Source organism: Gemella taiwanensis (assembly GCF_054054385.1).
Window position 1 is genome coordinate 111,979 of sequence record NZ_JBSMTL010000004.1, and the last position, 20,339, is coordinate 132,317.

Annotated in this window: 12 protein-coding genes and 1 pseudogene; 11 read left to right on the forward strand and 2 right to left on the reverse strand. The window is 32.7% G+C overall.

Annotated features, from left to right (window positions below):
* Positions 1-90 precede the first annotated feature (90 nt).
* The 5 genes from dnaK to ACWOA3_RS05055 all read left to right on the forward strand — a co-directional run bounded on the left by dnaK (position 91) and on the right by ACWOA3_RS05055 (position 6,321).
* Positions 91-1,914, forward strand: a complete 1,824-nt coding sequence (dnaK, locus tag ACWOA3_RS05035; protein WP_003147275.1) for a molecular chaperone DnaK — start codon at positions 91-93, stop codon at positions 1,912-1,914.
* A gap of 219 nt (positions 1,915-2,133) precedes the next feature.
* Positions 2,134-3,285 (forward strand): molecular chaperone DnaJ, encoded by a 1,152-nt coding sequence (dnaJ, locus tag ACWOA3_RS05040; protein ID WP_456884451.1) that lies wholly within the window; start codon positions 2,134-2,136, stop codon positions 3,283-3,285.
* A gap of 135 nt (positions 3,286-3,420) precedes the next feature.
* Positions 3,421-4,368, forward strand: coding sequence for an HD domain-containing protein (locus ACWOA3_RS05045; protein WP_456884453.1), 948 nt, complete (start codon positions 3,421-3,423; stop codon positions 4,366-4,368).
* Positions 4,349-5,461, forward strand: coding sequence for a hypothetical protein (locus tag ACWOA3_RS05050; protein ID WP_456884455.1), 1,113 nt, complete (start codon positions 4,349-4,351; stop codon positions 5,459-5,461). The genes ACWOA3_RS05045 and ACWOA3_RS05050 overlap by 20 nt, the downstream gene beginning before the upstream one ends.
* Positions 5,462-5,463: 2 nt before the next feature.
* Positions 5,464-6,321, forward strand: coding sequence for a S66 family peptidase (locus ACWOA3_RS05055; RefSeq protein ID WP_456884457.1), 858 nt, complete (start codon positions 5,464-5,466; stop codon positions 6,319-6,321).
* A 125-nt stretch (positions 6,322-6,446) separates the two neighbouring features.
* Here ACWOA3_RS05055 and ACWOA3_RS05060 read toward each other — a convergent pair whose 3' ends face one another.
* Together ACWOA3_RS05060 and ACWOA3_RS05065 are read right to left on the reverse strand one after the other, a co-directional pair.
* The gene (locus tag ACWOA3_RS05060) at positions 6,447-7,733 is read right to left on the reverse strand and encodes an IS1182 family transposase (protein WP_456884459.1); all 1,287 of its coding nucleotides are present in this window, start codon (positions 7,731-7,733) and stop codon (positions 6,447-6,449) included.
* 140 nt (positions 7,734-7,873) lie between these two features.
* Positions 7,874-8,737: an NAD(P)-dependent oxidoreductase gene (locus ACWOA3_RS05065; protein ID WP_456884460.1), complete on the reverse strand. Its 864-nt coding sequence runs from the start codon at positions 8,735-8,737 to the stop codon at positions 7,874-7,876.
* Positions 8,738-8,899: 162 nt separating this feature from the next.
* Between ACWOA3_RS05065 and ACWOA3_RS05070 the strand changes: the two genes are divergently transcribed.
* From ACWOA3_RS05070 to ACWOA3_RS05095, 6 genes and pseudogenes are all read left to right on the forward strand, one after another.
* Positions 8,900-9,802 carry a 1,4-dihydroxy-2-naphthoate polyprenyltransferase gene (locus ACWOA3_RS05070; protein WP_456884462.1) on the forward strand — a complete coding sequence of 301 codons (903 nt, stop codon included), beginning with the start codon at positions 8,900-8,902 and terminating at the stop codon, positions 9,800-9,802.
* An 85-nt stretch (positions 9,803-9,887) separates the two neighbouring features.
* Positions 9,888-10,394 carry a YceD family protein gene (locus tag ACWOA3_RS05075; protein ID WP_456884464.1) on the forward strand — a complete coding sequence of 169 codons (507 nt, stop codon included), beginning with the start codon at positions 9,888-9,890 and terminating at the stop codon, positions 10,392-10,394.
* A 32-nt stretch (positions 10,395-10,426) separates the two neighbouring features.
* A complete protein-coding gene (gene rpmF / locus ACWOA3_RS05080) occupies positions 10,427-10,603 on the forward strand; it encodes a 50S ribosomal protein L32 (protein WP_003147267.1) in 177 nt (58 codons plus the stop codon).
* 224 nt (positions 10,604-10,827) lie between these two features.
* A complete protein-coding gene (locus tag ACWOA3_RS05085) occupies positions 10,828-11,934 on the forward strand; it encodes a Gfo/Idh/MocA family protein (protein ID WP_456884466.1) in 1,107 nt (368 codons plus the stop codon).
* Between the two features lie 148 nt (positions 11,935-12,082).
* Positions 12,083-13,423: pseudogene (locus ACWOA3_RS05090) on the forward strand (ISL3 family transposase).
* 495 nt (positions 13,424-13,918) lie between these two features.
* On the forward strand, positions 13,919-20,339 hold a 6,421-nt coding region (locus tag ACWOA3_RS05095), incomplete at its 3' end, for a YSIRK-type signal peptide-containing protein (RefSeq protein ID WP_456884469.1).

The following is a 20,339-nucleotide window of genomic DNA, read 5'->3' on the forward strand; positions in this document are numbered from 1 at the left end:
AAGTAATATAAGACTTTGTTAGAGTGAAATAATCATTTTAACAAATAAATTTGAAAATATAGTTATTATAAATTTAAGGAGGACAAGAATATGTCAAAAATTATAGGTATCGACTTAGGAACAACTAACTCATGTGTATCAGTATTAGAAGGTGGGGAAGCTAAAGTAATCCCTAACCCAGAAGGTAACAGAACTACACCTTCTGTAGTAGCATTCAAAGGTGATGAAATTCAAGTAGGGGAAGTAGCAAAACGTCAAGCAATTACTAACCCTAACACAGTAATTTCTATCAAACGTCACATGGGTACAGATTACAAAGAAGATGTAAATGGTAAAAAATACTCACCACAAGAAATCTCAGCAATGATTTTACAAAACTTAAAAGCAACTGCTGAAGCTTACTTAGGTGAAAAAGTAACTAAAGCTGTTATCACAGTACCAGCTTACTTCAACGATGCTCAACGTCAAGCAACTAAAGACGCTGGTAAAATCGCTGGATTAGAAGTAGAACGTATTATCAACGAACCTACTGCAGCAGCATTAGCATACGGATTAGAAAAAACAGATGTAGATCAAAAAGTATTAGTATTCGACTTAGGTGGTGGTACTTTCGACGTATCTATCTTAGAATTAGGAGATGGAGTATTCGAAGTATTAGCTACATCAGGAGATAACTTACTAGGTGGAGATGACTTCGACCAAGCTATTATCGACTACCTTGTAGATGAATTCAAAAAAGAACAAGCTATTGACTTATCACAAGATAAAATGGCAATGCAACGTCTTAAAGATGCAGCAGAAAAAGCTAAAAAAGACTTATCTGGTGTAACTTCAACTCAAATTTCACTACCATTCATCTCAGCTGGAGCTAACGGACCAGTTCACTTAGAAAACACATTAACTCGTGCTAAATTTGATGAACTTACTCACAGCTTAGTAGAAAGAACATTAATTCCAACTCGTCAAGCTCTTAAAGATGCTGGATTAAATCCAAGTGAAATCGATCAAGTAATCTTAGTTGGTGGATCTACTCGTATCCCAGCAGTACAAGAAGCTGTTAAAAAAGAAATGGGTAAAGAGCCTCATAAAGGAGTAAACCCTGACGAAGTAGTAGCTATGGGTGCTGCTATCCAAGGTGGAGTAATTACAGGGGACGTTAAAGACGTAGTATTATTAGACGTAACTCCATTATCATTAGGTATTGAAACAATGGGATCAGTTATGACAGTATTAATTCCAAGAAATACTACAATCCCAACTTCTAAATCACAAATATTCTCTACAGCTGCAGATAACCAACCAGCAGTAGATATCCACGTATTACAAGGTGAACGTCCAATGGCATCTGACAACAAAACTCTTGGAAGATTCCAACTTTCAGATATACCACCAGCACCACGTGGAGTACCTCAAATCGAAGTTACATTCGATATCGACAAAAATGGTATTGTAAATGTTACAGCTAAAGATCTTGGAACTCAAAAACAACAAAAAATTACTATTGAATCAAGTAGTTCATTAACAGATGAAGATATCGATAGAATGGTTAAAGAAGCAGAAGCTAATGCTGACGCTGATGCTAAACGTAAAGAAGAAGCTGACGTACGTAATGAAGCTGATCAACTTTCATTCCAAGCAGATAAAGCATTAGAAGAAGCTAAAGATAAAGTAGACCAAAGCTTATTAGATAACATTAAAGCTAAAAACGATACATTAAAAGAAGCTATTAAAAACAATAACTTAGAAGAAATTAAAGCTGCTAAAGATGAATTAAACAAAGCTGTTCAAGAAATGACTATGAAACTTTACGAGCAAGCTAATGCTGCAGCTGGAGCTCAAGGAGCAGATGCAGGAGCAACTTCATCTAACAATGATGATGATACAATCGATGCAGACTTCACTGAGAAAAAATAATTAAATAAATAGTCTAAGGGAGTTACCCACAGGTTATAAATTTTGAAAAAGTTTATATGGGAACTCATAGACGCAGTGGTTTATTGATATCTAAATTTGCTTTATAAAAGCTTTTAGATATCTAATAAACTTTGCGGGGGTGACTCGACAAAATCGATTTCTCCGAAATCACGATTTTTGAGTCACTCCCTTTGTTAAATAATTATAGGAGAGATTAAGATGGCTAAAAGAGATTATTATGAGGTACTTGGCGTAAGTAAAAGCGCAAGTGCAGCTGAAATTAAAAAAGCATATCGTAAATTATCAAAACAATATCACCCAGATATCAACAAAGAGCCGGGCGCTGAAGATAAGTTCAAAGAAATTTCAGAAGCGTACGAAGTACTGAGTGACGATACTAAAAAAGCTCAATATGATCAATTTGGTCACGCAGCATTTGAAGGTGGAGCCGGTCAAGGTGGATTTGGTGGCTTCGGTGGAGGTTTCTCTGGATTCTCAGGTGGTTTTGATGACCTTGGAGATATTTTCTCAAGTTTCTTCGGTGGAGGAGGATCACGTCGTAATCCAAATGCTCCACGTCAAGGAGAAGACTTATTACACCGCATTCGTATAAGTTTTGAGGATGCCGTATTTGGTACGAAAAAAACTATTAAAATCCGTAAAGATGTAGAATGTGATCACTGTCACGGAAGTGGAGCTAAAGATTCTTCATCTGTAAACACATGTCATAGATGTAATGGTAGTGGACAAGAAACGGTAATTCAAGATACTCCATTCGGACGTATGCAAAGTCAACGTACATGTTCTGAATGTCAAGGACGCGGGAAAATCATTAAAGATAAATGTGCTCACTGTTTCGGTAAAGGATACAATAACCGTGAAGTAGAATACGAAGTAGAAATTCCAGAAGGAATTAGTTCAGGACAACGTGTTCGCCTTCGTGGTAAAGGTGGAGCAGGAGAAAATGGAGGTCCAGCAGGTGATTTATTCATAGAGGTAATCGTTGCTGAGGATTCATACTTCCATAGAGAAGATGATGACATCTACACTGAATTAAAACTTTCTCCAGCACAGGCTGCTTTAGGAACAAAAGTTGATGTTCGTACATTAACAGGTGAAATTGAACTAAATGTTCCAGCAGGAACACAACACGGACGTAAATTCCGTCTAGCAGGTAAAGGTGTTAAAAGCGTTATGGGATATGGTCAAGGAGATCACTATATCGTTGTATCTATTGAAATTCCTAAAAACCTATCAACAAAAGAACGTGAGTTATACTTAGAACTTGCTAAATTAAATAATGAAAAAGTTGAAGAAGATGAAAGCTTCCTGGATAAGGTAAGTAGAAAAGCAAAAGATCTATTTGACTAATAAGATGAAAAGCTCAGAAATTTCTGGGCTTTTTTTCTATTTTATAGAGTATTATACTATATTTATTTGAATTTTTTTGTAATACAAAGTAAAATATAATATGGATATAGAATATACAAAAGAAGGAGTGAGGAAATGTTCATAAGCGATTTTAAGACTGATCAAGAGATTAGTATGTTTTTATTATTGGATAATGTAATTCGTGGAATTGCGACAAGTGGGAAACCGTATTTAACATTATATCTGAAAGATAAAACTGGCAGCATTGATGGGAAAATTTGGGAAGTTAAAGAAGAAGATAGTGAAAACTTAAAAGCTGGTAAGATGGTTTATGTAGAAGGGACGGTTTTAGATTATCGTGGAAAACTTCAGTTGAAAATTAAAAACTATCGAATGGCTACAGAAAATGACAACATCGATATACAAGATTATATTCAAACAGCACCAGTTGCAAAAGATGTAATGATAAATGAATTAAATTACTTTTTAAAAGAAATAGGAAATGATAATTTAAGAAATGTAACTATTGAATTGTTAAATAAATATAAAAAACAATTTATTAGTTATCCTGCAGCTAAATCAATGCATCATGATTTTTATTCAGGTCTAATTTATCATACTACAACGATGTTAAAAATAGCGAAAGCTTTAGTAGCTATTTATCCATCACTAAATAAAGATTTATTATATAGCGGAATCATCTTGCATGATTTGGGAAAAACTGTAGAACTTAGTGGACCTGTAGGAACTTCTTATACATTAGAAGGTGAGCTATTAGGGCATATTGTTATTATGAGTGATGAAGTAGCTCGAATGGCTGAAAAATTAGGGATTGAATCTGAAGAGATTATTTTACTTAGACATATGATTCTTGCGCATCACGGTAAGTATGAATTTGGTTCTCCAAAACTACCTATGATTAAAGAAGCGGAGATTATTCATTTTATCGATAATATTGATGCTAGAATGATGATGTTTGAGAAAAACTTAGCGAATGTAGAGCCTGGAACATTTAGTGATAAATTATTTGGTCTTGAGGGAAGACATTTCTACGTTCCTACTTTTGATAGAGAAGATAATTAAAGAAACAATTATAGAAAGAGAAGAACGTATGAATAAAGGAATAAAATATATATTAGGTTTTGCTGCGGTTTTTATTGCGGCTGTAATATGCGTGTTTGGAATTATTAAATACGAAGAAATGCAAGACGATCCTACTGCGAATAATAGTTCTAACTTAGGAAGTGCAGATGGAAAACAGCTGGATAAGGAGACTACGATAGTTATAGAAAAAATTTCGACATTAAGTGATATTGATGCTCTGAATTCTGAGTTGCATTTATCACAAGCTGTTATTGATATCTTGAAGAAATATGCTCCGACAGTAAATTATGCTATAGATAATAGTGAAGGGTATGATAAGATTTATTTCCGTATAGGTGGATATTATACAGGAAATAACACAAATGGTATTGATGAAATTATTGGATCTTATAAAATAGATGGAGGAAAATTAATATCAACTGGAGATAATTTAGGTAGTATAGGGTCAAAAATCAACGGAAATAATAAATTAAAATGGAATAATCTTAATTTGAATAACAAAGAACATGATAAAGCAGTAGCTGGAGAAATAGGTAAACAATTCTTGGGCGCTTTATTAGGTGGGAAAGGTCTAAACATGACTTCTGTTTTTGGATATTTAGCTGATCAAAGTAAAAAAATAACTCCACCAAGGGGAAGCCAAGTTACAAGTATAGTTCCAAGAAGTTTACCAGAATTAGTAGATTTATATAATGCAGCATATAAAGAAATTTATACTGAAGAACAGGTGAAAAAAGAAGTTTCGAAGTACACTAATAAATATAAAGAAATAGATGATAGTTTTTCAGGGAATGAGAGTAAATATAGTGCTAGTATAAATATTGGAGAATTATTATATTTTAAAAAAGATAAAATGTATGTAGTAGGAATGGGAGGAATTGGAGGAGTTATGCCTCTTGATCTCTCACCACAAAATGAGTGGACTACTGAAGGAGATAAGATTACAATACCTCTTGTGAATACTTTTGAAAGAGGAAAACCTGCTGGTAAAATAGTATTACGTCTAAATAATAAAAAATATGATGGTGGTCAAAGTAGATTTAAATATTATGTAGAAAGTATTAATAAATAATTATGTTAAAAGTAAACGATAAAATAGCATTAGTAGTTTGTTCTAATGGAAAAAATATTGAAGATAAAGCTCGACTAGAGAATTTAGAGGATATTTTAGTAGAGATGGGTTTAGTACCTATCTTTACTAAATATATCTATAAAGATAAGTATGGACGTGCCGCAAGTCCACAACTTAGAGCTGACGAATTAATGTCGTTTTATAGAAATAATGAGATTAAAGCAATCTTTGATATTTCTGGTGGGGATATTGCTAATGAAATCTTGGAATATATAGATTATGAAGTAATAAAAGAAAACTATAAACCATTTTTTGGATATAGTGATTTAACGACAGTATTAAATGCTTTAGTAGGTAAAACAGATAAGATAAATTATCTATATCAGATTTTAAATATTATTGAAAATGAAGGAATACGAACAAGATTTGAGAATACATTTTTGAAGAAAAAGAATTCCTTATTTGATGCTAACTGGAGATTTTTACAAGGGATAAAAATTGAAGGAGAAGTTATTGGGGGAAATATTAGATGTTTCTTAAAACTTGCTGGGACAGAGTATTTTCCAGAGGTAGAAAACAAGATGCTTTTCATAGAAGGATTAGGCACTTCAGTAGAGGGTCTATTAACACATCTTGCCCAATTGAAACAACTAGGAGTATTCGATAAAATTTCAGGATTATTAATAGGAACCTTCACTAAAATTGAAAAAGAATTTTCCGTAGATGAAATATTTGAGATTGTGAAGAGTTATGTTCCATCTTCTTTACCGATAGCAAAAACACAAGAAGTTGGACATGCGAAAGATTCAAAAGCATTGAAACTTGGAGAAAAAATAAATATTAAAAATGAGTTGATCTAGGCGATCAACTCATTTTTTCAGATTGTTGACAAAACGACCAAAATATCGATGTAAATATTGACATTTTGGTCGTTTTTCAAAAAAAATAAGCCTAATGGCTAAATATCAGTAGTATTAAGGAAGGATTACACCCCTCTTAGTGCTATTGTTTTCATATTTTGAACGCAACAAGACAACCAAGCGTACGACTGTACTTTGGCTTTCCCTCTATATTGTGCATATCTATATCCATGATTTTGTTTTGAGTCTGCGAAGCTACGTTCTATTGTTTCTTTTCTTCTTTTATACAGTATTTTTCCTTCCTTTGATATACGTCTTAACCTTGCTTCATCATAATAATCCGCATTTATGTGGCGTCTTATTATTTTCTTCTCGTTTTTATCATCACTTTTATATTGTTTATATCCATTTCTATCAATATTTCTGTATCTAAATATTTCTCCTGTTCGTTTATCTACAAATATATCTTTTTCGGGTAAGTATTTAAAATATTTTTTATCTTTTGATTTTGAGAATCTTCTATATCCTATTACTGAAAATATATTCTTTTTATCTAACTGTTTTAGTATGTCTAGAGAATAATATCCACTATCTAACGCAACTTTACCAGGTATTAATCCAAAGTTATTTTCTATCTGATTTAATCTATCTATATACGGACCACTATCATGAACGTTACCTGGAGTTATATGGCAGTCTATAATAATATTATTCTTCCCGTCTACTGTTCGATGGTCTAAATACATAAAGCCTTCTTCTTTATGATCTCTGTGGTAATAACCACTATCCGGATCAGTAGTGTTAATTCGTTGTCTTTTTAGTTCTTCCTTTTCTTTATATTCAAAAGGCTTTTTTCCTATTTTTTCTCTCTCTTCATTTATTTCTTTTTCTAAGTCTAATTTTCTTTCTTTTACTTTTGTGGTAATTTCAATTTTATATTTCTTTTTGTTTGCGTTAGCTTTAATGTGTGTTGAATCAGTAAAAAATTCAGTACCTCCTACTAATTTTTTATCAATTGCTTGATTCACTATATTTATAAATATTTGTTCAAATATGTCAGTTCCTTGGAATCGTCGAATATAATTTTGTGAAAATGTAGAATAGTGAGGAACTGGTTTAGAGAATGGTATTCCTAAAAACCATCTAAATGCAGCATCTGTTTCTATTCTTTTTATTGTTTCTCTCATCGATTTTATTCCATAGAAATCTTTTAAAAACACTAATTTGAATAATACTACAGGGTCTAAACAATTTCTACCTAATGTGTGGCTATAGTATTCTTCTGTTAAATCATAAATAAATTTGAAATCGATCGCTTTGGCTACTTTTCTTAAAAAATGATTTGTAGGAACTAATTCTGATAACGTCATTAATATTATTTCATCTTTGATATTTTCTTCTTTATTAAACATACTTAAAACCCCCTCTATATACTTATATTATAACATTTTTAGCACTTTTTCTCATTAAAATAGGCTGTTGACTCATGCAGTTTCTGCATTTGTCAACAGCCTGTAAAAATGAGTTGATCTAGGCGATCAACTCATTTTTTTTATAGTTTATACCATTTAGAAATTGCTTGAGTTCCGTTTGTATTACGAACTTCTTCTTCTAATTCGTTGTAAATTTTATATGCTGTTTCAAGTCCAGGAAGTTTGATATTCATTTTTTCACATTCTTCTAAAGCAAGTTTCATATCTTTAATAAAGTGGTGAGTGAAAAATCCCGGTTTGAAGTCTCCGTTTAGGATACGTGGTCCATATGAAGTCATTGAGAAACTTCCGCCTGAACCAGTTGATACTGTTTTGAAGAACGAGTCCAAGTCTAAACCAACTTCCTTAGCAAATTTGAAACTTTCTGCAACAGAAATCATAGTAGTAGCTATAGCAATTTGGTTAGCAAGTTTTGTATATTGCCCTTTTCCTGCATCTCCGAAATAAGTAATGTTTTTACCTAGTTTTTCAACTAATGGAAGAACGATTTCTTCAAATACTTTCTTGTCCCCACCAGCCATGATAGACAATGTAGCATTTTTTGCTCCGATATCTCCTCCAGTAACTGGTAAATCAAGTACGTATGCTCCAACTTTTAGAAATTCGACACTGATTTTTTCAGCGAGTGTAGGTGAAGAAGTAGTCATATCTACGAAGACTTGCCCCTTTTTAGCTGTCGTAATTAATCCTTCTTTACCTAAATATACTTCTTCAACATCTTTAGGGTAACCAACCATAGTGAATATGACTTCGGCAAATACTGATGCATCTTTAATCTCTTTAAGAAGAGTTGCTCCACGTTTTACTAAGTTGTCAGTTTTACTCTTTGTTCTGTTGTAGACGAAAAGTTCATGACCTGCATCTAATAAGTGTCCAGCCATGCTCTCACCCATAACTCCTGTTCCAATCCATGCAATTTTCATAATGAGTTCCTCCATGTATAATAATATTTCTTCTTTAATTATACCATAAAAATTGAAAGCGTTATAATTCGTAGTTTGAATAAATAGGGAAAGAATTTTAATAACATCGAAGAGAAATATATGATATAATATTCAAAGTAATAAGATAACTAGGAGGATGTTGTGAATAAAAGTAAATTAAAAGAATTTTTCATGTGTACAAGACCACATAGTTATCCAGCATCGATAGCACCAGTTTTGTTCGGAGCTACGTATGCATTGGGATATGAGAGTAAATTCTCAATTTTAAAATTTATATTGTTTTTACTAGCTTGCTTGTTAATTCAAGCTGCGACTAATTTATTCAATGAGTATTATGACTACAAACATGGATTGGACAAGGTCGATTCAGAAGGAATTTCTGGTTCGATAGTGAAGGGGAATCTAAGCCCTAAAGAGGTTATGACAGGTGCTTTGGTATTATATGCATTAGCGTTTCTGCTAGGATTAATTTTAACCTTTATGACAAGTATTTATGTATTAGTGGTTGGTCTAGTGTGTATGCTTGCTGGATATTTTTATACTGGAGGAAAGTATCCGATAGCTTATTCTCCGTTTGGAGAAGTTGTCTCTGGATTCTTCATGGGAACAATAATAATAGCTTCATCGTTTTATTTCCAAACAGGATATGTTAATGCTGATATTATTGTCGTTTCATTGCCTTTATTCATCATGATAGGAGCTATTTTATTAGCGAATAATATACGTGACTTAGATAATGATAAAGAATCTGGAAGAAGAACCTATGCAATATTAGTTGGAAGAAATAATGCGATTAAAACAATGGCAGGTAGCTTCATCGTGGTATATTTACTAAATATTTTATTTATAGTTACTAAATATGCTTCATGGTGGAATCTGCTAGTGCTCGTTACTATTCCTTTAGCAATAAAAATAATTAAAGGTTTCAGTGCGAACAATCACAAAAAAACAATGGCACCGTATATGGTGCTAACAGCTAAGTTAACGATTTTTGTAGGATTCATTATGTCGTTAGCAAATATACTGAAATATATAATGAATTAAAAAATATTAAAAGAGTCAACTTTTTTTGTTGACATCTCAAACTAAAAGATATATAATAAATAATGTGTTTATGAGGTGATATTTAATGAAATGGTTAAGATCTTCGTTATTCAAAAATAATAGTGATACTTTTGTTTTTGAAGAAAATATAAATGTTAAAGTAGCACACTATGATAGCTCTCTAAAAGATATTAGAGACGTTGTTGTTAGTGGAAAATTAACTCGAGGTGGACAAGATAAAATCTATGCCGATCTATTAATTAAAGGTAACTTCGAAATGATTTCAGGAAAAACACTAAAAGAAGTTGTTGTTCCATTTGAAGTCGAAGAGAGAGAAGAATACGTTGATAAATCTGTATTTGCAGGTGAAGAGGTATTCGATGTTAATTTAATGGATATGTATATTGATTTAACACCTTTAGTGAATGAGCTTATAATTTTAAATATTCCAATAACTACTTCTGATGAAGAAGAGCTTGAGATGGTTTCTGGTAACGACTGGGAACTAGTTTCTGAAGAGTCTTTAGCTGATGTTAAAGAAAAGAAAGAATCACCATTTGCAGCTCTTAATGGATTATTTAAAGAACAATAAGAATTATTTAAAATAATTGGAGGAAATTAACTATGGCAGTTCCTTTTAGAAGAACATCAAAAACAGCTAAAAGAAAAAGAAGAACTCACAAAAAACTATCTGCACCATCAATTACTATCGATGCAACAACTGGTAACTACGTAATGGGTCACCGTGTTGATAGAAAAACTGGTATGTACAAAGGTAGACAAGTTCTAGACGTTAAATAATTTAAATATTACCAAACCCTAAGGAGGTGTCCTTAGGGTTTTTTATATTTAAAAGAAGATATCTTAGATTAGCGATGTATTGAGAAATAAGTAGAGGAAATTTAATATATAAGTAAATTTTGGACAAAAAACTCAATATATCTTTTAAATTTTTTTGATAAGGTGTAGAATAATAGTATAATATAATTTTCTAATTTGATAGAAATTTAAAAGGGGATTTTGATATGATAAATTATGGAATTGTCGGAACAGGTTATTTTGGTGCGGACTTAGCACGTTCATTAGGGAAAATAAAAGATGCGAAGGTAACTGCAGTTTTTGATCCAGAAAATGGAGAGAAAGTTGCTAAGGAACTAGAAGCAGAGAATTTTTCAACTTTAGAACAATTGGTAACAAGAGAAGATGTAGATTGTGTTATCGTCGCAACACCGAGTAATTTACATCGTGAGCCAGTATTATTAGCAGCTAAGAATGGTAAACATGTATTCTGTGAAAAACCAATCGCTTTATCTTATGAAGATTGTAAGGTTATGGTTGAAACTTGTCGAGAAAATAATGTGATTTTTATGGCAGGTCATATTATGAACTTTTTTAATGGAGTACGTCACGCAAAAGAATTGATTAAGCAAGGGAAAATAGGAGATGTAATATTTTGTCATGCAGCAAGAACAGGATGGGAAGAAAAACAAGAAACTGTTTCTTGGAAAAAAAATCGATCACAGTCTGGAGGACACTTATACCATCACATTCATGAACTTGATTGTATTCAATTTATTATGGATGGTCTACCCGAGCAAGCAACTATGATAGGTGGAAATGTATGTCATATTGGCGAAAATTTTGGTGATGAAGATGATTTCTTAATAGTTAATCTGGAATTTTCTAATAAACGATACGCAGTACTTGAATATGGGAATGCTTTTAGATGGGGTGAACACTATGTCCTTATAGAAGGTACAAAAGGAGCTATAAAATTAGATTTATATAATACTAGAGGTACTTTAAGAGTAGTAGGAGAAGGAGAGAGTTATTTCTTAATCCATGAATCAAAAGAAGATGATGATGACAGAATGGCTATTTATACAGGTAGAGGAATGGACGGAGCAATAGCTTATGGAAATCCTAATGTACGTTGCCCTCTTTGGTTACAAAGCTGTATAGATAAAGAAATGTTGTATTTGCATAATATTTTGAATGGAGAAAAAGTATCAAAAGAATATGAAAAACTATTAAATGGTGTCGCAGCTCTAGAGTCAATTGCGACTGCTGATGCATGCACATTGTCTTTAAAAGAAAATAGAAAAGTAAAGTTGAGTGAAATAGTAAAATAGAAACTAAGAGACTAATAATAAGGTTGTATACTGAATCCGGGGCATGGAAAAAATTCCAGCCCCGGATTTCTATTTTTATATGCAAAAAGACAAATATCCAATATAATTAAAGTGTAGAAAAATAATTAACTAAGAAAGGCTATTTGTCATGAATAATTTTATCACAAATTTACTATTTATTAAAAGACCAAAATATAACTATGGAGGATAAACATGATTTAATTAATGTAGATGGTCAAGATATATTTATATTTTATGAAACTTTATCATATGAACCAAAGTGTTGTGTAAACTGCGGTTGTATAAAAGAAGGGAATAATATAGTTAAAAATGGATTCGGAGATCCATTAAAAGTAGCTTTATTAAAGATGTCAGAATGTCTTACATACCTTAGATTAAAGAAACAACGTTTCAAATGTAGAGAATGTAATTCTAAGTTTTGTGCTGAAACATCATTTGTTCAAAAGTACTGCAGTATATCTAAAAATCTTATATTCCACATTATGAAAAATCTTTTTAAGACACTATCATTTAAAGATAAAGCTGAATTAAGTAATGTATCAGTATCCATAGTTGTAAGAGTAATGAAATCATGCAGAGAAGCTGTAGAAGTTAAAACACATACAAACTTACCAGAGCACCTATGTTTTGATGAGATAAAGTCAACTAAAGATAGTAAAAATGGAATGAGCTTCGTATTCTTAGATACTAAAACACATGGTTTTATAGATATAGTAGATGGTAGAACACAACATATATTGAAACAATACTTTATGAGATACCCAAGAAAAGTAAGGAAGAAAGTAAAAACGATCTGTATAGATATTTACCCACCCTATATAAATATGATTAGAGAGATGTTCCCTAACGCTAAGATAATTATAGATAGATTCCACATGGTTCAAAATATTAATAGAGAATTAAACAAAGCTAGAGTAAAACTAATGAATCAATATAAGAATAAAAAAGGCTCTACTTACACTATTCTAAAAAACTTCTGGAAGGTAATATTAGAAGATAGAGATAAAGTAAATTCAATAAAAACATTCTATTCTAGAAGCTTTAAACGTTTTGTAACTAGAAAAGAAGTATTAGATTATATATTAGCTATAGATGCTGAATTTACAGCTAGCTATGAGAGAGTACATGAGATTAGAGAGGCTATTAAGACTAAAGATTCAGTAGAATTAGAGAAGTATATAGATATTGATACTAAAGGATTATCTAAAGGTGTGGCTAAAGCTATAAATACTATGAAAAAGCACAAAGAGTATATGCTTAACGCTGTTAAATATAAGTATTCTAATGGTCCATTAGAAGGATTTAATAATAAAATAAAATTACTAAAAAGAGTATCATAAGGATATTCTAGCTTTAGTAATTTCAGATTACGCATTTTAATTATGTCTAGATTATTTGTTTCTGAATATAAAAATAATGTTAAACTTAGTGAAAGTAAGTAAAATCTAAGCAGCAAAATGCCGCCTAGATCTTATTTCCTATTTTTCTCCATGCCCCGAATTTGACAAAGATTCTAAATCTATTAGGTTAGATAATATAAAATTATGGATATTAATTATATATAATGTAGAAAATTTTTATGAAGACTATTATAGTTTTTTAACTTTAAAGTGGTTATAACTAGCTTTCTTATAAAAAATATAGATCATGTATAAGTAGGGATTTAAAAATATTTATTAATTCTATAAATGTATTTCTCTAGACAAATATAGTTAAATTATGTAAAATAATAATTGGCCCTAGTTTGTTAGTGTCTTCATTAATCTTTTCGAGTGGTTTTTATTTAGTTATTTTAATTAAAATTATATTTTGGGATTGATGAAAAAAAATAAAATTGATTATTTTATTTTTTTTTATTTTTATAAAAATTTTATAAGGAAGTTATATTTAATATAAGTAATATGTTTTTTGAAACGTTTATTCATGTATATCATTATTTATATTGAATTTAAAGAGGAAATATATGATAGGTAAAAATAATAGTTATTTATTCGAAGTAAAAAAAGGAACTAAAGTAGAATCTTATTCTATCAAGAAGTTTAAAGTTGGTACAGCATCAGTAGTAATCGGTGCGAGTATCTTTTTTGGTGCTGGAGCAGTACAAGCTGCTGAAGAAGTATCAAACAGCACAATTGTAGATAATACAACAAACGAAGCTGGAAAAGCAGAAGCTGTACCAAAAGCAGAAGCAAAACCTGTTGTAGAAACTACAAAAGAAAATGTTGCAGCAGCAGTAGCAGAAAAAGTAGGAGCAAAAACTCCAAAAGCTGAAGTTAAGAAAGAAATCTTAAAAGCAAGCATCGCAACATTAGAAGAAAAATTAAAATCAGCTCAAGATGCTGACAAAGCAGCTGTAGAAGCAGCAAAAGAAGCATTAGCAACAGCTAAAGCTGTATTAGCTAATGAAGAAGCTACACAAGCTGGAGTAGATGCACAAGCACAAGCAGTGCAAGCTTTAAGCCAAGTAGTAACAGAAGCTAAAACTCAAGCTTTCGACAAAAAATTAGAAGAGAAAAAAGAAGCTTATCAAAAAGAAAAAGAAGCAAAAGCTACAAAAGAAGAAAAAGAAGTAGCAGCAGCTAAAAAAGAATTAACTCAAGTAGCTTCAGAAGCAGAAGTAACTAACACACTTGCTAAAACTGAATTAAGCAAAAAAGACTTAAAAGTAGAAGCAAAACCAGCAGTACAAGCTGCAGTAGTTAAAAACGAAGAAGCATTAAAAGTAGCTAAAGAATTATTAGGAAACGACAAAGCGACTACAGAACAAATCGCTAAAAGTTTAGCAGAATTAAGCAACTCTATCAAAGCTGTTTATACTCAATTAGAGAACGCTGGAGCTAAACGTAACGGCAAATTCGATGTGGCATTAGCAGAAGTTGAAACTGAATATTTGCAGGACGCATCTACAGAAACAGGGAAAAAATGGTTAGCGGATCATGGATACACTTCATTAACAGATATTCCAATTAAAACAAAGGAAAGAAATGGTGCTGAAATTAAGAATCTTAATGGACAGATTCAATGGTTAGATTTTGGGGATAAGAAAGCATGGACTAAACTTAAAGAAAATGGTCAACTTCAAGTAGGATCGGCTTTTGAAAAAGAAATAATCCCAGGATATACAGTTAAATTAACTGTAAAAGAATTAAAACCATTTGATGCTACTGATGTATATAAAAGACGTGTTGCAGGGACCGTATATCAAAATAGCTATAAACCGGATGGAGAAAATAGAGTAGATGCAAATAATGGGAAGCCAACAGTAACTGGTATAGGCGGTGTGCCTCAAGGATATTGGTCAGAGACTAAAAGATCAGGATTGGATACTGGAAAAGCAAAAACAACAATTGGTGGTGTTGGTGCTGGTGGTGTCGGTCAAGATGCAACTGTAGCTGGTGTAAAATTTACAATAGAAGCTAAATATAATGGGAAACTTATAAAACCAAGTATTGTTATGACTTCAGGGGAACAAATTGCGGAGCATGAAACTGAAATTTATACAACTAATGGTACACCTTGGGATCTTCTTGCTTTGATAGGGCATGGGCAAGCTAAACATTACCTACCTTTAAATAAGTTTAATAGACTATTTGATCTAAGAAGTATGGAACGTCTTGGAGATAAAGCGTTTGTAGATGCTTTGGCTGCTGGAAAGTTTGCTACGCCAGACTCTGCTACGGCAGGATTAGGATCTCAAGTATTTGGTGGATATACAAATATAGATGGAAGAGCAACACCGATTGTATCCTCAAGTAATGTAACAGAGGTAGGTTTCTATTTGCTGACTACAGGACAGCAATCATCTATGCTGGGAATTAAAATTTCTGATTATGGAGATTTACCAGAATCGTATGGAGAAGTAGAGCATTATTTAAAAACTAAGACACTAGATTCTGTTACAGGAGCAGAAAAGCAGATTCAACAGCCATATCTAGGAACAGTAAAAGCTGATCCTGAATCCACTCCGGGAAGAAATATATCTGGAGAAAATTCTGATGATGAGACAGATTATGCTGATGAAGGTGTAGATCAGTTAATGCCTTCGGATTTTATTGTAAGAAATAAAGAGACAGGATTATCTGCGATAAGACCAATATTAGGTCCAAATAATACACATAAAATTAAAATAAAGGCTTCAGCTAATGGTAATGAAAGTTTTAATGGTCCATTAGAAAAAGCTTATGTTCGTGGTTTCATTGATTTCAATAATAATGGTAAGTTTGATCAAGGTGAAGAATCGGATATCAAAGAAGTAACAGGTAATAATCAAATAGTTGAACTTACTTTCCATAATACGCATGTAATAGATGAAAATAATGATATTATAAAATTCAGAGTACGTATAGCTACCGATAGAACTCAAGTTGAAAATCCAACAGGGATTGCATATTCGGGAGAGGTAGAGGATAATCAAGTCCAGGTTACTAATCCACCACGTGGGGATTATGAGGAAACCACAGGGAAACAAGGTGATAAACAAAGAATTTCTTTTGAATATATTAGTCATAATAAAGGTGATGAGCCGGGAGATTTAGGGTCTAAAAATGGTAGTGTTACATTTAATTCATATGGAAAAATAGACTATACACAGGAACGAAATTCTATTACTGCTGAAACAACTAAAACAGCACAAGGTGGGGTAAGAATTGTTAATGAAACAGGGCAACTCGTTACTAACCTAAATGTTCCAGGTCAAGGTACATATGAAGTTTCGGATACAGCTGTTACATTTACGCCAGATCCAGCATTTGTAGGGAAAGCAAGTGGAGTTGTATTACGTGCTGTAGATGCAAATGGACAAAGTACTGGTTGGGAAGCAGTAACAGATGGGGATGTATTAACAAACACTAATAACGGGGGGCATTCTGCAGGAAATAATAAATCTATGGATGCAGTATATGTACCAATTGTAGAACCAAAAGAAATGACGGGGCATTCGAAAGAGACAACAGGACTTCAAGGTAAAGAACAAAAAGGAATACCGTTATTCAAGGTAAATGCAGGAAGAGAAGCAGAGAGAATAGTTAGTCCAAGTACTCAATATATAGCTAAGTTAGTAGATCCAAAATCAGGAAGTATAATTAATGAAACCTCTATCACTGTAGAGAATGAGGGAACATATACAATTGTACCTGAGACTGGAGAAGTGAAATTTCAACCACTATTATCATTTAAAGGTACTGCAGGAGGAGTTACTGTAGAATTGACAGGACCTGTGGGATTTGATAAAGATGGAGTTCCTTCTTTATCAACAGCAAGAGCAAAATATATACCAACAGTAATTGCTGTTAGTCCAACTGCTGAAGCAGCTACTTCAACTGGAATTCAAGGTGAAGTTCAAACGGGGAAACCAATATTTAAGAAAGGTCATGAAGAAGTTCCAATTAAAGAAAATTCAATTAAATTACTAAACTCGGATGGAGATGAAGTAACAGAGACTCCTGCATTAGGAGAAGGGAACAAGGAAGTAGGAAAATACACAGTAGACTCTAGTACTGGTATTGTAACATTTACTCCTACAGATAAATCATATATTGGAACAGTTGTGCCAGCTCGTGTCCAAGCAAAAGATATAAATGAAACTAAAGTTGAAACAAAATATACGCCATCTATTGTGGGAGTAAAACCACAAGCATCGCCGGCTACTTCAACTGGAATTCAAGGAGAAATTCAAGAAGGAACAGTGACGTTTACCGGAGGAAAAGCAGTAATTGGAGATGTAGAGAAATCTGTACCGATTAAAGTTGGTTCAAGTAAGTTAATAGGTAGCGATGGAACAGAAGTAACGGAAGTTCCAGCGTATGCAAATGATGGTGTAAAACAAGTAGGAACTTATAGTATTACTCCTGGAACTAATAAAGTAATCTTTACACCAACAGATAAAACATACACAGGAACTGTATTACCAGTTGATGTTCAAGCTGAAGATGAGAATGGAACAAAAGTAAGAACAACATATACTCCACATATTTTAGGTGTTTCTCCAACGGCAAAACCCGCTGTCTCAAAAGATATACAAGGGAAGGAACAAATGAAAGAAGTATTGTTTAAACCCGGTAAAACGACTATTGATGGTGTAGATAAAGAAGTTCCATTAGATAGTAGTACCTTTAAGTTGCTAGATGAAAATGGACAGGAGAGAGATTCTGTTCCAGCAAAATCTTCAGATGGATTAAAAGAAATAGGGACTTACAGGATAAATGTAGTAGATAATAAACCTGTAGTAGTATTTACTCCGTCAGATAAAACATATACGGGAGAAGTTAGAGAAGTAACTATTCAGGTGAAAGATACAAATGGTTCAAAAGTGACAACAACATATACACCTACAATAGTACCTGTTAGACCAATATCAACTCCAGTAAGATCAATAGGGGTTCAAGGATTACCTCAAGAAGGGACTCCAATATTTACGGCAGGAAAAGCTATGCTTAATGGTAAAGAGGTAGAGGTACCACTTAGTACTAAAGCACCAAAATTAGTGAATCCTGAGACAGGGCTACCGATGGATGAAAAAGCTATAAAAGTGCCAAATGAGGGAACTTATGCAATTGATGAAAATGGTAAAGTAACATTTACGCCAGAGCCGCAATTTACAGGAGTAGCGAACGGTGTTGAAGTTCAGCGTGAAGATCAAAATGGTACATCAGTTAATGCTAAATATACACCAACTGTTAAAGGTGTAACACCAACATCTAAGGATGTAACATCAATTGGGGATAAAGGAGAAAAACAATTTGGAACACCTGTATTTAAAGCGGGAAGTACAACTATTAATAATGAAAAAGTAGAAGTTCCAATTGATGAAAATGTTGCTCCAAGACTTGAAGGTGCAGATGAAGAAGGAAAAGTTATAATACCAAAAGAAGGTATATACACTATCGATGCGACTGGTAAAGTAACATTTACACCAGAAGATGATTTTGTAGGAGTAGCAACAGGAGTAACTGTTAAACGTGTAGATAAAAATGGAACATTAGTAACAGCTACGTATACACCGACAGTACTAGGAAAAACTACTACAGAAAATGTAATATCAGAAGGTGCTAAAAATCAACCTCAGTCTAATACTCCATTATTTAAAGGGGATATCGATACAACAGTACCTCCTACATTCGAAGATAAAACTAAAGAAAAAGTAATTTCAGGTCAAGGGACATATACTATTAATGATGAAGGTGTAGTAACATTTACACCAGAAAAAGATTATGTGGGAACAGCAACTGCAGTAGAGGTAGTTCGTAAGGATAAAAATGGAAGAACTATTAAAGCAACGTATACACCGACTGTTCGTCCAGAAACTAAATACGTTACTGTAGAAAATAATGGAAAAGAAACAGAGTTAATCCCTACAAAAGATGGTAAGTATCCAGAAGAAAAAATAGAAGGATATAGAGTTATTAAGACTGAAACGGATGAAAAAGGTAATACAAAACACATCTACGAAAAAGTAAATACATTCTTCAAAGACAAAGAAGGAAATGAGATTCCGAAATATCCAAGTGAGCCAGGAACAGTAGATAAGAAAGACATCCCAGAATACAGATTCGTAGAAAGTAAGAAACTGCCAAACGGAGATACAGAACATGTCTACGAAAAAGTAAATACATTCTTCAAAGACAAAGAAGGAAATGAGATTCCGAAATATCCAAGTGAACCAGGAACAGTAGATAAGAAAGACATCCCAGAGTACAGATTCGTAGAAAGTAAGAAACTGCCAAATGGAGACACAGAACATGTCTACGAAAAAGTAAATACATTCTTCAAAGACAAAGAAGGAAATGAGATTCCGAAATATCCAAGTGAGCCAGGAACAGTAGATAAGAAAGACATCCCAGAGTACAGATTCGTAGAAAGTAAAAAACTGCCAAATGGAGATACAGAACATGTCTACGAAAAAGTTAAGACTTACTTCAAAGACAAAGAAGGGAATATAATTCCAGGATTTGATCCAGAAGAAGGAACAGTAGACAAGAAAGAAGTACCAGAATACAGATTCGTAGAAAGTAAAAAACTACCAAATGGAGACACAGAACATGTCTACGAAAAAGTAAATACATTCTTCAAAGATAAAGAAGGAAATGAGATTCCGAAATATCCAAGTGAGCCAGGAACAGTAGATAAGAAAGATATCCCAGAATACAGATTCGTAGAAAGTAAGAAACTACCAAATGGAGATACAGAACATGTCTACGAAAAAGTAAATACATTCTTCAAAGACAAAGAAGGAAATGAGATTCCGAAATATCCAAGTGAACCAGGAACAGTAGATAAGAAAGATATCCCAGAATACAGATTCGTAGAAAGTAAGAAACTACCAAATGGAGATACAGAACATGTCTACGAAAAAGTAAATACATTCTTCAAAGACAAAGAAGGAAATG

Excerpts from the sequence above, each read along its gene's own strand:
- dnaK (WP_003147275.1), top strand. The coding sequence starts at position 91 with ATGTCAAAAATTATAGGTATCGACTTAGGAACAACTAACTCATGTGTA.
- dnaJ (WP_456884451.1), top strand. The coding sequence starts at position 2,134 with ATGGCTAAAAGAGATTATTATGAGGTACTTGGCGTAAGTAAAAGCGCA.
- ACWOA3_RS05045 (WP_456884453.1), top strand. The coding sequence starts at position 3,421 with ATGTTCATAAGCGATTTTAAGACTGATCAAGAGATTAGTATGTTTTTA.
- ACWOA3_RS05055 (WP_456884457.1), top strand. The coding sequence starts at position 5,464 with ATGTTAAAAGTAAACGATAAAATAGCATTAGTAGTTTGTTCTAATGGA.
- ACWOA3_RS05060 (WP_456884459.1), bottom strand. The coding sequence starts at position 7,733 with ATGTTTAATAAAGAAGAAAATATCAAAGATGAAATAATATTAATGACG.
- ACWOA3_RS05065 (WP_456884460.1), bottom strand. The coding sequence starts at position 8,737 with ATGAAAATTGCATGGATTGGAACAGGAGTTATGGGTGAGAGCATGGCT.
- ACWOA3_RS05075 (WP_456884464.1), top strand. The coding sequence starts at position 9,888 with ATGAAATGGTTAAGATCTTCGTTATTCAAAAATAATAGTGATACTTTT.
- rpmF (WP_003147267.1), top strand. The coding sequence starts at position 10,427 with ATGGCAGTTCCTTTTAGAAGAACATCAAAAACAGCTAAAAGAAAAAGA.
- ACWOA3_RS05085 (WP_456884466.1), top strand. The coding sequence starts at position 10,828 with ATGATAAATTATGGAATTGTCGGAACAGGTTATTTTGGTGCGGACTTA.